This is a genomic window from Tsukamurella pseudospumae (genome assembly GCF_001575205.1).
Classification (GTDB): Bacteria; Actinomycetota; Actinomycetes; order Mycobacteriales; family Mycobacteriaceae; genus Tsukamurella; species Tsukamurella pseudospumae.
Genome location: NZ_LSRE01000034.1, coordinates 215,565 through 229,527 on the forward strand (window position 1 = coordinate 215,565; position 13,963 = coordinate 229,527).

The following is a 13,963-nucleotide window of genomic DNA, read 5'->3' on the forward strand; positions in this document are numbered from 1 at the left end:
CCTTTCGGAGGGGGCGGGGTCAGCGGACGGAGAACGGAACCGGCATGTGCAACGCGGCCTGGGCTCCAGTGTTCACGTCGAACTGGATCGCGCGGATCGGCTTGAGCGAACGCAGGTCGTCGGACACGCGGCCCTCGCCGAGGGTGAGGTCGATACCGCGGGGGAGCAGCGAGGTCCCGCTGGCGAGCACGTTGGTCTGGTTGAGCGTGGAGAACCAGGAGCCGTCGCGCTGTGTGTACGAGGTGAGGGTCGAGACCTTCGCGCCGCTCGCGTGCCGCTTCTGCTTGGGGGTAGGGGCGGAGAAGGCGAGGTCGACGCCACCGTCGGCGTTGGCGATCCGCGCGGTCGTGCGGGTCTCGTCGATGTCGACGTCGAGCTCGGTGACCCACTTGGGGAAGCCGTAGCCGTCGTGCCCGCGGACCTGGGCGATCCGCGTGTTCACGGGCAGCGAGAACACGTAGGAGTGCAGGTGGTCGTCGCCGAGCGCGGACGCGAGGTCGGCCAGGCCGAGGCCGCCGTGCCGGGCCGGCCGGACCGCCACGCCGACGGCTGCCTCGGTGTAGAAGTCGATGTCGCACACGTCGTAGCGGAAGAGCATGACCGAGGCAAGACCGAGACCCGGCGCGACCTCGAGGGGCGCGAGCTCGGCCGGCAGGCGCTTGCGGATGGCTCTGGTCGGGGCCAGCATCGTCAGCCGCGCGGAGGACATCGCGTAGTAGAAGTTCGGTGTGCGCGTGGGCCCGATGGGGGAGTCCACCTGCGTCTTGGGGAGCGTGCGGAAGAAGTCGACGCCCGGCACCCGCGGGTCCCGTGCGACCTCGTCCAGCGGGGTGTCCATCCGGAAGCGGTCGTACAGGCCGTCCTTGGGGACGGTGACGGTGCGCCCGCCCAGATCGACCTCGACGGTGCCCGTTGCTGTGGTGGTCATGTCTTCGTGGCTCCTCGCCTCGGTGATGTATGCGTTGCTTACATGAGAGTAGAGCGGCATGTAAGCAGTGTCAACACCAAGGTGGAGTCGAGTGTCTAGCGGAAGCGTCCGAGGTTGCGCCGTGCGTCCAGGACGCCGCCGGCATGGAGGAACCGCTGCACGACCTCCGTCGAGTGCAGGACCTCGTAGGGCACCCCGAGGCGGCGAGCGAGGAGGCGGATCGGATCGCTCGCATCGGGGGCGTGGCGCGCCGCCCAGATCAGTGCCGCCTGCATGCTGGGAAAGCCGGCGGGGCGTGCCCAGGAATCCCAGCGGGGCGCCGCCACGGCGTGACGTTGGGTCCGATCGGTGTCGCGGGGTCGGGCTCCGTCGTGACCGCTTTGCTCTCTTTGGGGCATTTGCATTCTCCCTCAGCAGGTTTCGGGACCGATCGTGGCGGCTCATCAGACGTCCGCCGCGAGACCTGCGGCAAGGGTTGCGCGGGGTTGCGGGGCGGTCCGTCGGTGCGGATCGCCGTTTCTGGTGTCAGCGGCGCCGGATTCGAGTAGGGAGGCGCAGGCCGAGTTGACATATGTGGTTGCAACGCTTGACGTTTCGAGAATCGGTGGTCGGCGCTGCCGAGCGAGAAGGGGTCTGACCGGTTATGATGCATGACGTGCCGCGCCGGCGCTGACGGCGCGGGTCAGATCGATCTCCGTCCCGGGGCTGGAGCCACTCGGCCCATCGCGCATCGTGCACCTGGCAGAGGTACCCGTGTCGACCCGACTCTTCTCACGCGCGAACGGTGTCAGTGATCGTGCCCTGTTCTGGAACGGCCTCTGCGTCGCGTTGATCGCTCTGGCGATCGCGACCGTGTTCATCGATGCGCTCCCCACGAACCTGTCTATCGCGCTGTGCGTACTCGGGGTGGCCGCAGGTCTCGTCGGTATCCCGCTCTACATCGCCCAGGTGCTCGGCGGGTTGCGTTCGGGTCGCGGTCCTGGGGTCGACGGGGCGGAGCGCTCCACGGTGGCGGGTGAGACGCCCGTGCCGGCGGGTGTGGCTGTGCCGACGGACGTGGTCGTGCTGACGGACGCGGTCGTGGAGGCGGAGGCGGTCCCGCGGACCGAGCCGGAGCCGGTCGGGGTCGCCGTCGACGCCTTCGGTGGATCTCTCGGCATCGATCTCCAGACCGATTCTGCTCGTGCGGACAGCGCCGATGGGCGCCGCGCGCGATGCTCGTGCCACGGCCTTCCGGAGCGCTCTGTGCCGAACGAGTAGGTGGTCTTCGGCGGTCCCCATGTCGCGATCCGTGTGGCGAGCTGGGGCGAAAACGAAAAAACCGCCTGTCACCAGGCGGTTTCTCGGTGGTCCTAGCTGGGATCGAACCAGCGACCTTCCCCGTGTGAAGGGGACGCTCTCCCACTGAGCCATAGGACCGAAGCTGCGTGCGACTCCGTGTTACCAGGGAGGCGAACGAGAGAGAACACTAACACGACCGCTGAGCGAAAGGGTAATCGGGCGCCCCATCAGCGATTACAGTTTCAACCCGTAAGCCGACGGGGCCTCGGGTGCGTTCCGACCACGCCGACTGCACACGAAACATGGGGTGACCTGCCGATTTGGCAGAGCGCGCGATGTTCACGTAGTGTTCTCTCTCGCACCGGAAAGGCGTTTCAAGCGCCGGTTCGGACGAATGCGGATGTAGCGCAGTTGGTAGCGCATCACCTTGCCAAGGTGAGGGTCGCGGGTTCGAATCCCGTCATCCGCTCGAAGTGGGCTTACCGTGGCGGTGTGGCCGAGTGGTGAGGCAACGGCCTGCAAAGCCGTGCACACGGGTTCGATTCCCGTCGCCGCCTCCAACACGCTCAGCCACTCCGCAATGGAGCGGCTGAGCCCCACTTCATGTAGGCGCGATTAGCTCAGTGGGAGAGCGCTTCCCTGACACGGAAGAGGTCACTGGTTCAATCCCAGTATCGCGCACAACACGAAACCCCCTGGAGTCCAGGGGGTTTCGTTGTATCTGCAGCCCGGAGTGTGCGGCGCGCCGGTCAGCGGGCCCGGTGTGCAGTTCTCGGGCGATGGGTGACCTCGCTGCGGTAGATGACCAGTCCGAACAGCCCCTGCTGGATGAACTCGTCCGCGAGATAGCCGTCGAGGTCCATCAGATCGGCACCGGGATCGGCTTCCAGGAACGCGGTCAACGCCGGGCGGATCGTTGAGACGGTCACCTCGAACGACTCCCCGCCGAGGTCGGTGATGGTCATTCGCGACGAGCCGTCCCAGTGCTCCACATCGGCCCAGTGCCGGATTCCGCATCCCTCAACAGCCTCGATCAGGACTCGTGTGGCGAAGGCATGGAACCGGTCCGGATCATGGGTTCCCACAGCTTGCAGCGCGACGCGGTAATTCACTCCGTGGCGCCGGCTGAAGTCCCGTGCGGCGCGCTTGCGTGCTGAGTTCGATGTCATCGTCGATCACCATCCGGATTCGGTGACGGAGTTGTCCGCGTCCTCCGCCACCCTGTTCGGTGGTGGTTGCGATGTCGCAGATCCGGTGGACCTTGCCCTCGAGCGCTGTCTGTGGCGACGCGGGCGCCTGACAACTCGGGTGGCTGTGCGAGCAGCTCTGAGTTGCACCGTAGCAGAGCGATGGGAGTCGGACGATCGCGCGCCGGAATCCTCGTAGACCTTCGTGGCAGGTGGATGAGGCGCTGTGCCGAGGATTGCACGGTTTCCCGCGCCAGTGGCGAAACCGTTGAGGCGGACGACGTCCCGGATGTGGACTGATCGGTGCGTGAACCGATCAGTTCGTTGATGTCCCACAAGGTTTCGGCTCCGATTCTGGTTCGCTCCGCAGAGCTTTCCATCGCGGACTGGGGTTCCATCGAACCTATGGCAGACATTCGAAGTTTCACCACTCTCGGCGGCGGATTCCCGAGTGTCGTGATCACCGCGATCGAACTGACCACGTCGATCGGAACCGACACCGAGTCGACGTGGGACGGTGTGGTCGCAGGTAGAAGTGGTATTCGTCCGCTGACCGGCGAGTTCGTCGGGGTCGAGATCGCCGACCTTCCCGTCCGTATCGGTGGGCAACTTCTCGAAGACCCGACGGCGGAGGTCCCGGAACGCCCGGATCGCCGATACGCGGGGGACATCAGTAAGCAACACGTCTCGAAACGACGGATGTCGTACGTCGAGCAAGCTGCGCACGTGATGACGAAACGGCTGTGGGACAACGCCGGTCGACCGGACGTCGATCCGACTCGACTGGCTGCCGTCGTCGGGACGGGACTGGGTGGGGGAGAGTCGATGGTCCAGGCTGTCGATGCCCTCCGTGATGGCGGGGTACGGACGGTCTCACCGTTCACCGTCCAGATGGCGATGCCCAACGGTGCCTGCGCTGTCGCGGCACTGGAGATCGGTGCCCGCGCCGGCGCCATCGCGCCAGTCTCCGCCTGCTCGACCGGCAACGAAGCGATTGCGCACGCCTGGCGCCAGATCGTGTTGGGTGACGCGGACATCGCGGTCTGCGGCGGAATCGAAGGACGGATCGACAGTCCGGTGATCGCCCCCTTCTCCATGATGCGAGCACTGTCGACGAGGAACGACGACCCCGCGCGGGCATCTCGCCCCTTCGACACGGATCGCGACGGCTTCGTGTTCGGCGAGGCCCAAGCGTTGATGATCGTCGAGACCGAGGAGCACGCGTTGGCACGAGGTGCGAAGCCGATCGCCCGACTCATGGGTGCGGGAATCACATCCGATTCGTTCCACATGGTGCAGACCGATGTCGAGGGGCGCGGCGGGGAGCGCGCGATGCGCCGTGCGGTCGAGGTTGCCGGATTGACCCCGTCAGACATCGATCTGATCAACGCACACGCGACGGCGACGCCGATCGGCGATGTCGCTGAAGCCAAGGCGATCCGGGCGATCGGTACCGACGCCGCGGTGTACGCGCCGAAGGGCGCGCTCGGCCACTCGATCGGTGCCGTGGGCGCCTTGGAGACCGCCCTCACCGCTCTGGCCCTGCGTGACGAGGTGATTCCCCCGACGCTCAATCTGGACAATCAGGACCCGGACATCGACCTCGACATCGTCCACGGCGATGCTCGTCGCGGACGGATCGATTATGCGCTCAACAACTCCTTCGGGTTCGGTGGCCACGACGTGGCGCTGGTACTGGGAAGGTACTGACGGACGCGCGAAAGACGCTCGAGTTTCGTATATCACGCCCGTGCGGACTCGATGAGTGTTCCCGCATTGTCACGGCTGCTCGCATCCGGGCGGGGTGAGCCACAACCTCGAACCGTGCGCGTCGCTGTCACACGAGCGTGTAACTGCCGAAACTCCAGTAGTGCCCTTCGCAGTCGAGTACGCCGTACTCCCGGGAGCCGTAGGGCATCGTCTGGATCGGCATGGCGATGGTCGCGCCCGCCTGCACCGCGCGGTCGTGGTGCGTGTCCACATCGGCCAGCGTGACGTAGACGCCGCCGGTCATCGCGCCCAGCGCGGAGGGGCTGCGCATCCCGAGCGCCGCCTCGTCGCTGCCGCCGAGCAGCATGACGCGCCCGCCGCCGGTATCGATCTCCACGCCGAGGACGGCACCGTCCGGATCCCTGTGTACGGCCGTGGCCTCGAAGCCGAAGGCGGTGCACAACCATTCCTGAGCCGCCGCGACGTCGTTGTAGAAGAGCATCGCGATGGCTGTCGTCGTCGGAGACGGATCTTCATTCATGAAGCCATCATCGCGATCGCCGTCACTGCGCGTCTTGGACGAATGTCACGTCCTCGAAACCCCCGAGGTCGGGGAGACGCCGGTCGGCGAACTGCTGTGGCGAGCACCCGGCGAACTCCCGGAACTCGCGACTGAGGTGGGCCTGGTCGTAGTAGCCGCAGCGGGTCGCGACGTCGACGAGATCCGTACTCCCGAGAAGGTCGGCGGCACGACCGAATCGGACGAGTCGGTGGACGACCTTCGGCGCGTGCCCGAATTCGCGGGCGAACCGACGATGCAGGTGCTGTCGGCTCCACCCGACCGCGTCCGCGACCTCCTGGACGGATCCGCCGGCGGTGATCGCCCGGCATGCCGCCACGAGTTGCGGCGCTGGATCACCGGCGATCGCGACCCGCGCACGGAGGGCGGATTCGACGATCCGGCACCGCTCGATCCAGTCGCGAGTATCGGCGAGCCGGTCGGCGAGGGCGTCGAGGTCGGGCCGGAACTCGCCGGTGTCCACGGCGCCGGGTACGTCCCCGAGCGGCGTTCCCAGGATCGCCCGAGCCCCCAGCGGCGTGAGGTTCGCCTGCACGCCCGCCTGGGATCCGGCGAAGTCCACATACAGTGGGCGGTCCCGGAGCGGAACCACGAACGAGGACATCGGGGTGCCGGCGGCAGCCGCAGTAGGACTCACCACGACGGGGTCCCCGAATCCGAAGATGATGACGGCCTCGGCAGCCGCCGGCTCGATGCGGCGAACCGCTCGGGGCGTGGATTCGTCGAATCCCTCGATCGACCGCACGAACGGTGCCAGCAGCGGATCGGGACGGTACAGGACCTGAGTCCAGCGTCCCAGGTCCGATTCGTGGCTCACCACGACGGCCGGTCGTTCCGATGACACCGCTTGAGCGTAGTCCCGCCGGCGCAGGGGATCGGTTCGAAATCGGCTGGACCTCGTCGTGGGCCGATAGCCTCGAGGACATGCCGATCACACTCGAGAACGTCGCGATCGCGGTGCGCGATCTGGAAGCGACCATCGCGTTCTTCACGGACCTTGGCCTCACCGTCATCGGCCGCCAGACGGTCAGTGGTGAATGGACCGACACCGCCGTCGGGCTCGACGGCAACCACGCGAAGATCGCGATGCTCGAGACACCCGGCGGGCAGGGGCACATCGAGCTGTTCGAGTACATCCATCCCGACGCCATCGAGACCGAGCCGACTCTGCCCAACGAGATCGGGATGCACCGCGTCGCCTTCTCGGTGGACGACCTGGACGAGGCCCTCGCGATCGCCGCGAAGCACGGCTGCCACCCGCTCCGTGGCGTCGGCACCTACGAGGACGTCTACCGGCTCACGTACGTCCGCGGGCCGAGTGGCATCATCGTGATGCTCGCGGAGGAACTCGGGAAGCGCTGACGACTCCGGCCGCAGCCCGACGGATCGCGGCCACTGCGTCGCGTACCCGCGGGTCCGCTGCGGCGCGCGCGGAGCTCCAGGTCGCGTACGTGGAGAGGTGACCGCCACCGTCGACCTCGAGGAAGACGACGTCCTCGTCGCGCAACAGGCGCGCGGTGGTGCCGGTGTCCCGCGTCGACAGGGTGAACGCCTGCCCGGCCGCGACGAGCTGTGCGACACCGGCGAAGTTGGAGTCCGGGACCGTCGCGCGGCGGTGCACGCCCGCGGATCGCAGTGTCTCGTCCAGTCTCCCGTACAGCGCCGGTGCCGCCGTCCGGTCGATCGATGCGAACGCGAGGTCCGCGAGCTCGGAGAGGTGCACCGAGGTCCGGTCCCCGAACGCGGTGCCGCGACCCACGACGGCGTACGTCGCCCGGCGCTCGAGGAGCACGGCGTCGACACCGGGTTCCTCGATCGGGCCGTGCGCGACGGCGAGTTCCAGCTCGCCGGCGCGGACGGCGGCGAGCAGCGGCCCGGTGTGGGCGGGGGACAGCAACGCCTCGATTCCGGGGCGGATCTCGGCGATCGCGCCGAGCACGAGATCGCGTGCCGCTCCGGACACGTCCGGCGCGATGCCGAGGGACATCCGCGCGGGCGCGGCGGAGGACGCGATGGCGTCGAACCGGGCCAGTACGTCGGTCGCCCGGGGCAGCAGCTCGGAGCCGCGGGACGTCAGGTCGAGGCTATGGTGCGACCGCACGAACAATGCGGCGCCGAGTTCCCGTTCGAGGTCGCGGATCCGGCGGCTCAGGGGCGACGCGGTCATGTGCAGCCGCTCGGCGGCGCGGGCGACGGTGCCCTCCTCCGCCACCGCCACGAAGTAGCGCAGATGCCAGATCTCCATCCCCGGACCCTACGCGCCACCGGACCGTTGCGGTCCGGTTCGCGGGCCCGAACGGTCCTGGCCCGACGGTGCCGGAGCGGCCTACCGTCGAACCTGGACGACGCGACGATGGAGGCGGTCATGGAGCAGCGACCGGTGCGGATCGCCAATTTCTCGGGGTACTTGGGGGATCGCGCGACGGCGATCGACGAGGTGATGGCGGGCGACCCCGTCGACGTCATGGTCGGCGACTACCTCGCCGAGATCACGCTCGCCGGGCTCGTCGGCGCGTTCCGGTCGAACCCGCGGGCGGGCTACGTGCCCGTGTTCGTCGAGCAGCTGCGACCGCACCTGACGGCGATCGCGGACCGCCGGATCACGGTGATCACCAACGCGGGCGGGTTCAATCCCGCGGCACTCGCCGCTGCGCTCCGCGAGGAAGCGGCGGAGGCCGGAGCGGACCTGCGGATCGCGCACGTCGAAGGAGATGCCGTCTTCGAGCGACTCGAGGAGCTCGCCGCCGCAGGACACCGCCTCGACAACCTCGACACCGGCGCCCCGATCGATACCTGGCGCGCGGAACCGTTGGCGGCCAACGCCTATCTCGGCGGATGGGGCATCACCGCGGCTCTGGCCGAGGGGGCGGACATCGTCGTCTGCGGCCGCGTCACCGATGCCTCCCTCATCACCGGCCCCGCAGCCTGGTGGCATCACTGGGACCGCGAGGATTTCGACGCCCTCGCCGGCGCCGTCGTCGCGGGCCACATCATCGAGTGCGGTCCGCAGGCCGTGGGCGGCAACTTCTCCGGGTTCTCCGGACTCGGCGACCTGCGCCGGCCCGGCTTCCCGATCGCGGAGATCTCGGCGGACGGTTCCGCCCTGATCACCAAGCACGCGCGGGACGGCGGCGCCGTCACCGTCGACACCGTGACCGCGCAGCTGGTCTACGAGATCCAGGGCCCGACCTACTTGAACCCGGACGTCACCGTCGGGCTGCAGGGCGTGCGCCTGGAGCAGGACGGGCCCGATCGAGTGCGGGTGTCCGGCGCCGCCGGCTCGCCGCCACCCGCGACGACCAAGGTCGCGACCTTCGGAATCGTCGGGTACCGGGTGGTCGGGACCGTCTTCGCCACGGGCACTGAGGTTCCCGCGAAGGTGGACCTGCTGCGGTCGCAGCTCGAGCTCGACCGGCCCGACGGAGTGGAGGTGACCGTGACCCAGGTGGGCGTTCCCGCCGCCGACCCCGAGACCCAGTGGGAGGCGACCGTCGCGCTGCGCGTGCTCGCCACGGCCCCCACGGCGGAGGCTCTCACCGCGTACGGGCTGATCCGCCGCCTGGGCAGCCTCTACCTGCAGAGCTTCCCCGGCATCTTCCACGACGGCGCCTCGGTGCTCCAGGGCGCGCCCGTGCCGACCATCGACTACTGGCCCGGCCTGCTCCCGACGGCGGAGCTGTCTCACCGCGCGGTCCTCGACGACGGGAGCGTGATCGAGATCGCGCCTCCGGACGCGACCCTGGCGCCGGATCAGCCCGTGCACCCGGAGCCGGACCCGGTGCCCGACACCGGTCCGGTGCAGGAGGTTCCGCTCGGCACGGTCGCCCACGCCCGGAGCGGGGACAAGGGTGGGAACAGCAACGTCGGGATCTGGGCGCCGGACGCGGCCGCCTGGCCGTGGTTGCGCCGCTTCCTCTCCACCGACGAGGTGCGGCGCCTGTTCCCCGACGCCAAGGGCCTCGACATCGTGCGGCACGAGTTCCCCGAGCTCCATGCGGTCCACTTCGTGTTCCGAGGGTTGCTGGGGACGGGCGGATCGTCGAACGACCGCATCGACCAGGTGGGCAAGGCGGTGGGCGAGTACCTGCGGTCCCGGATCGTGCCGGTGCCCGAGTCCGTCCTCGCGGCAACCGGACCGGAGGCCCGACGGTGACCGACCCACTCGCCGAGCGCATTCGCGCCACCGTCGCGAACCCGGCGACGGACGACGGCTACGACCTGAACGCAGCACTGGACGAGGTGCTCGCCGCCCTCGGCATGACTGCCGCGGACATCGGCGGTGAGATCCGGTTCCGCGGAGCCGATCCCGTGGTGCCCAGCACACTGCGCCTCGCCGGGGCCACGTCGATCGCGCTCGCGGCGAAGTCCGCTGCTGTCGCGAAACTGTGGCGCCTGCGCGGCGGCGAGGGGCAGGACATCGACATCGACATCCGGCCCACCCCGCACCGCCTGTGCCCGTTCTACGACCGCCGCTGGGAGCTGCTGAACGGCTACCCGGCGGCCTCGTCGGCCGACGCCACCAATGCCTTCGGTTTCCGCTTCTACCGGACCCGCGACGACCGCTGGGTGATGCCGCTCAACCCCTACCCGAAGATCAAGGTCGCCGCGCAACGGCTCCTGGGCGCCCCCGACGACGAGGCCGCCGTCGCTGCGGCCATCGCCCGGCGGGACGGGCTCGAGCTGGAGGCGGCCGCCGCCGAGGCCGGGGTGGTGCTGCCGATGCTGCGGTCCGCGGGGGAGTTCCTCGAGCACCCGCAGTACGTCGACGGCGTCGCGGGCACGCCGCTGGTCGAGATCACGAGGATCGGCGAATCCGCGCCCGAACCGCTGCCGGCGGGCGAGCAGCCGTTGTCGGGGATCCGCGCCCTCGGGATGGGGCACGTCATCGCGGGTGCGGGCGCCGGGCGCGCGCTCGCCCTGCACGGCGCCGACGTGCTCAACGTCTGGCGTCCGGGCGAGCACGAGCACGACACCACCTACGTGACCGCGAACGTCGGGGTCCGGTCGTGCCTCCTCAGTCCGCACCGCGCCGACGGTGCCGAGACCCTGCGGGAACTCGCCGCCGGGGCGGACGTGTTCTACGCGAACCGCCGGCCGGGGTACCTGGCGTCGATCGGGATGTCCGCCGAGCAACTCGTCGAGCGACGGCCGGGCATCGTCCACGCCACCGCATCGCTCTTCGGCGGCGAGGGGCCGTGGGCCGATCGGGTGGGCTTCGACCAGACGGCGGGCAGCCTCGTGGGGATGATGAATCTCGAAGGCGGTGACGGGGACCCGGCGCTGCCGCCGATCCTCGTCGTCAACGACTACATCGTCTCGTGGCTCATGGCCGCGGGGATCACGGAGGCCCTCACGCGGCGCGCCGTCGACGGCGGGAGCTATCGCGTGCACGTCTCCCTGGTTCGCGTAGCGCTGTGGATCCTGTCACTCGGCGTCTTCGACCGCGACTACGCGCACCGGATCGCGGGGACGGCGGGGGAACACGAGTACCCGCAGCCCGAGACCTTCACCTCCGACACGCCCCTGGGGCGGTATCAGGGCGTGACGGACCAGGTTCGCATGTCCGGGACTCCGGGCGAGTACCGCACCGTCCTCGTCCCGAGGGGCTCGAGCGACGCGGTGTGGCTGCCCCGCTGAGCGATCGGTCCCGACGACCTCGCAGGGTGCTCACAGTCGAGTCCCAGGATCAGGACCTTTCCTCAGAGCATGACCGTTCCCGCGAGTGCCCCGACCGTCAACGGCGTGCCACTGCATCCGCTGCTCGTGCACTTCGCCGTGGTCTTCATCGTGCTCGCCGTGGTCCTCTCGATCGCGGCCGTGGTGTGGCCCGCTGCGCGTCGGCGGCTCGGCTTCCTCGTGCCGCTGGTCGCGCTCGTGGCCACCGCGCTGACGCCGATCACGACGAACGCGGGCGAGGCGCTCGCGGATACGAAGAAGCACATCAACCCCGTGCTCGCACAGCACATCGATCTCGGTCACGAGATGATCTGGTGGATCGCGCCGCTCTTCGTCGCGACCCTCGCGTTCTGGGCTGTGCACGACTTCCGGTCGGGCGAGGGGGACGGGCTGCACGGCGGGCGCCGGATCGCCGGGTGGGTCCTGTCCGTCGTGATCGTGGCGCTGGCGGTGGGCAGTGCCATCTGGGTCTACCGGATCGGTGACACCGGCGCGCAGTCCGTCTGGCTGTACTGATCGACTCGCATCTCCGGTTCCGGAGTAGGACGGACACGCCGACGGCGGCCGGGGCGTGTTGCCCCGACCGCCGTGCGGATCGAACCTGTCTCAGTGCACGTCGACCGAGGGGGTGTCGGTCACGTGCGGGCCGTTCGAGTCGACGCTCGCAGCGCCGGTGTCGGCGTCGACGCCGTGGTTGCCCGCGGCGGTCTGGGTCTCGACGGAGCCACTCGGGCCCGTCACCGAGGCGCTGCCGGTGTTCGTGTTCACCGTGGCCTGGCCGCCCGAGGCCTCGACCTGGCCGCTGCCCGCCGGGGTGTTGACGTTCGCGCCGCCGGTCGGGCCGGTGACGGTGCCGACACCGTTCGACACGTTCACGCTGCCGGTCTCGACGTGCGCCCCGCCGCTCCCGACGGGCGTGGTGACCTGGGTGCTTGCGGACGGTCCGGTGGCCTTGACCTCGGTGGGCGTCACCTTGAGATCGCCGGCGTCGCCGGTGACCTTCACCTGTGCGCCGGCCGGACCTGCGGTCACGGTGCCCGACGGGCCGTCGACCTCGACCTTGGTGGGCGACACCGTCGCCGTGCCGCCGTCGATGGTGCCGCTCACGACGTTCTGGCCCAGGACGGTGGTCCCGAAGGTCACGTCCGGAGCGGTGACGTCGAGACCACCGGTGCCGACCTTGATCGTCCCGGGAGTGACACCGAGGTTGCCTCCACCGAGCGGGGTCGTGATGGCGCCGGTGAGGCTGGGCGTCACGAGGACCAGCTGGCCGTTCTGGAAGCCGATGCTGCCCAGGTTCAGTCCGACGGTGCCGCCGCCGAGCGGCGTGGTCAGGCCGAGGTTCACGGCGGGAAGGCCGACGATGAACGTGTTGGGGCCGTAGGTCACCGTGACGGGGACGATCGTCGCGGAGGCCCCGCCGAGGCCGAGCGGGGCGGTGGCGCCGAGGCCGAGGGTCGGCGTCCAGGTGGTGAGACCGGTGAGCGGATTCGTGACGGCGGCGAGACTGGTGTTGAGGTTCAGGCCGCTGCCGAGCGGGCCGCTGATCGCGGTGTTGTTCCCACCGATGCTGCCGAGGCCGCCCGGTCCAAGACCGACGAGGCCGTACGTGGTGTTCGTCAGTCCACCGAGACCCAGGGGCGCACCGACTTTGAAGGTGTCGGACGTCCACGCCCCGATCCACCCCGGAGCGAGCGGCGTAGTGGGCGTCAAGATCGTGCTCGTGGCCACGGTGTTGGACACCGGAATCAGCCCGCTGATCACGGGGATCTGGTTCCAGGCGGCGACGCCCTGATTGATCTGCGGCGCGACCTGAGGGATGACGGCGATCGGGATGCCGCCGGGCAGCAGCGGGGCGGCGCCGAGTAGCGCGTCGACCTGGGGGTTGCCGGTCGGGGCGCTGGCGTTCGCGACCGCGGGCGCAGCCACCGTCATCGCTGCCGCTGCAGCGACCGCTGTCACGGCGACAGCACTGCGGCGCACCGTCTTTCGGGCATGCTTGGGTGACGTATGAGACATGGAAGGACCTCCGGTTCATGAAGGTGCGGCAAGCTCGAGCGAGGATGCCGATGGAAGGGATGTGGACCCAGGAGGAGGCGATGTCAACTCGTGGAAGCAACAGCGCTGGTCAGTAGTAGTTTCTCGAACACCTCCCGGGGTGTGCGGAAGCCGAGGCAGGCTCGGGGGCGTTCGTTGAGTTCGCGGGCGATGGAGTCCAGGTAGGGCTGATGATCGGTGATCTCGGTGCCCTTGGGCAGGTACTCACGGATCAACCCGTTGGTGTTCTCGTTCGTCGGCCGCTCCCACGGCGACCGCGGGTGGGCGAAGAAGATCGGCAGGTCCGCGGCGACGGTCACCGACGCATGCTCGGCCATCTCGGTGCCTTGATCCCAGGTCAGGCCCTGTTTCATGAACGCGGGCAGACCTGCCAGGTGGTCGATGAGCACGTCGGCGACACCGTCCGCGTGCTTCCCGCCGGGCAGCCCGAGGATCAAGGTGTAGCGGCTGGTCCGCTCCACCAGCGTCGCCGCAGCAGTCTTACCGTTCTTCCCCACGATCAGATCACCCTCCCACCAACCAGGCACCCGCCGGTCATTCGCC

Annotated in this window: 14 protein-coding genes and 4 tRNA genes; 9 read left to right on the plus strand and 9 right to left on the minus strand. The window is 69.1% G+C overall.

Annotated elements, in window-relative coordinates:
- Positions 1 to 19 precede the first annotated feature (19 nt).
- Both AXK61_RS17455 and AXK61_RS17460 read right to left on the minus strand, forming a co-directional pair.
- Complete coding sequence (locus AXK61_RS17455; protein ID WP_068572636.1) at positions 20 to 928, minus strand: acetoacetate decarboxylase family protein; 909 nt, start codon at positions 926 to 928, stop codon at positions 20 to 22.
- Between the two features lie 95 nt (positions 929 to 1,023).
- On the minus strand, positions 1,024 to 1,254 hold the full coding sequence (locus AXK61_RS17460; RefSeq protein WP_068572634.1) for a hypothetical protein: 231 nt from the start codon (positions 1,252 to 1,254) through the stop codon (positions 1,024 to 1,026).
- A 427-nt stretch (positions 1,255 to 1,681) separates the two neighbouring features.
- On the opposite strand from AXK61_RS17460, the gene AXK61_RS17465 reads away from it, so the two are divergent.
- Positions 1,682 to 2,188 carry a hypothetical protein gene (locus tag AXK61_RS17465; RefSeq protein WP_068746480.1) on the plus strand — a complete coding sequence of 169 codons (507 nt, stop codon included), beginning with the start codon at positions 1,682 to 1,684 and terminating at the stop codon, positions 2,186 to 2,188.
- A gap of 87 nt (positions 2,189 to 2,275) precedes the next feature.
- Here the strand turns inward: AXK61_RS17465 and AXK61_RS17470 are convergent.
- Positions 2,276 to 2,347 (minus strand) — tRNA-Val (locus tag AXK61_RS17470).
- A gap of 258 nt (positions 2,348 to 2,605) precedes the next feature.
- On the opposite strand from AXK61_RS17470, the gene AXK61_RS17475 reads away from it, so the two are divergent.
- The 3 genes from AXK61_RS17475 to AXK61_RS17485 all read left to right on the plus strand — a co-directional run bounded on the left by AXK61_RS17475 (position 2,606) and on the right by AXK61_RS17485 (position 2,890).
- Positions 2,606 to 2,678: transfer RNA gene (locus AXK61_RS17475), tRNA-Gly, on the plus strand.
- A 17-nt stretch (positions 2,679 to 2,695) separates the two neighbouring features.
- A tRNA-Cys gene (locus AXK61_RS17480) sits at positions 2,696 to 2,769 on the plus strand.
- 49 nt (positions 2,770 to 2,818) lie between these two features.
- Positions 2,819 to 2,890: transfer RNA gene (locus tag AXK61_RS17485), tRNA-Val, on the plus strand.
- Positions 2,891 to 2,958: 68 nt separating this feature from the next.
- Here the strand turns inward: AXK61_RS17485 and AXK61_RS17490 are convergent.
- A complete protein-coding gene (locus AXK61_RS17490) occupies positions 2,959 to 3,321 on the minus strand; it encodes a hypothetical protein (protein WP_231855588.1) in 363 nt (120 codons plus the stop codon).
- 480 nt (positions 3,322 to 3,801) lie between these two features.
- Here AXK61_RS17490 and AXK61_RS17495 point away from each other — a divergent pair, with 480 nt between their 5' ends.
- The gene (locus AXK61_RS17495) at positions 3,802 to 5,106 is read left to right on the plus strand and encodes a KasA/KasB family beta-ketoacyl-ACP synthase (RefSeq protein WP_068569323.1); all 1,305 of its coding nucleotides are present in this window, start codon (positions 3,802 to 3,804) and stop codon (positions 5,104 to 5,106) included.
- 127 nt (positions 5,107 to 5,233) lie between these two features.
- On the opposite strand, the gene AXK61_RS17500 is transcribed toward AXK61_RS17495, so the two are convergent.
- Complete coding sequence (locus tag AXK61_RS17500) at positions 5,234 to 5,647, minus strand: VOC family protein (protein WP_068746481.1); 414 nt, start codon at positions 5,645 to 5,647, stop codon at positions 5,234 to 5,236.
- A gap of 22 nt (positions 5,648 to 5,669) precedes the next feature.
- Positions 5,670 to 6,530, minus strand: coding sequence for a helix-turn-helix domain-containing protein (locus tag AXK61_RS17505; protein WP_139057704.1), 861 nt, complete (start codon positions 6,528 to 6,530; stop codon positions 5,670 to 5,672).
- Between the two features lie 80 nt (positions 6,531 to 6,610).
- Between AXK61_RS17505 and AXK61_RS17510 the strand changes: the two genes are divergently transcribed.
- Positions 6,611 to 7,048, plus strand: a complete 438-nt coding sequence (locus AXK61_RS17510) for a VOC family protein (protein ID WP_068569326.1) — start codon at positions 6,611 to 6,613, stop codon at positions 7,046 to 7,048.
- Here AXK61_RS17510 and AXK61_RS17515 read toward each other — a convergent pair.
- Positions 7,011 to 7,931 (minus strand): LysR family transcriptional regulator, encoded by a 921-nt coding sequence (locus AXK61_RS17515; RefSeq protein ID WP_068569327.1) that lies wholly within the window; start codon positions 7,929 to 7,931, stop codon positions 7,011 to 7,013. The two genes, AXK61_RS17510 and AXK61_RS17515, sit on opposite strands and share 38 nt — an antisense overlap.
- 120 nt (positions 7,932 to 8,051) lie before the next feature.
- Here AXK61_RS17515 and AXK61_RS17520 point away from each other — a divergent pair, with 120 nt between their 5' ends.
- From AXK61_RS17520 to AXK61_RS17530, 3 genes are all read left to right on the plus strand, one after another.
- Positions 8,052 to 9,839, plus strand: a complete 1,788-nt coding sequence (locus tag AXK61_RS17520) for an acyclic terpene utilization AtuA family protein (RefSeq protein WP_156485729.1) — start codon at positions 8,052 to 8,054, stop codon at positions 9,837 to 9,839.
- A complete protein-coding gene (locus tag AXK61_RS17525) occupies positions 9,836 to 11,323 on the plus strand; it encodes a CoA transferase (RefSeq protein WP_068569328.1) in 1,488 nt (495 codons plus the stop codon). The genes AXK61_RS17520 and AXK61_RS17525 overlap by 4 nt, the downstream gene beginning before the upstream one ends.
- A 69-nt stretch (positions 11,324 to 11,392) precedes the next feature.
- Entirely contained in the window at positions 11,393 to 11,878 is a 486-nt protein-coding gene (locus tag AXK61_RS17530; RefSeq protein ID WP_068569329.1) for a DUF2231 domain-containing protein, read from the plus strand.
- 90 nt (positions 11,879 to 11,968) lie between these two features.
- Here AXK61_RS17530 and AXK61_RS17535 read toward each other — a convergent pair whose 3' ends face one another.
- Together AXK61_RS17535 and AXK61_RS17540 are read right to left on the minus strand one after the other, a co-directional pair.
- On the minus strand, positions 11,969 to 13,324 hold the full coding sequence (locus AXK61_RS17535; protein ID WP_156485730.1) for a hypothetical protein: 1,356 nt from the start codon (positions 13,322 to 13,324) through the stop codon (positions 11,969 to 11,971).
- A 140-nt stretch (positions 13,325 to 13,464) separates the two neighbouring features.
- Positions 13,465 to 13,963 (minus strand): IS30 family transposase (locus tag AXK61_RS17540; RefSeq protein WP_156485731.1); only part of this gene is annotated, 499 nt, incomplete at its 5' end.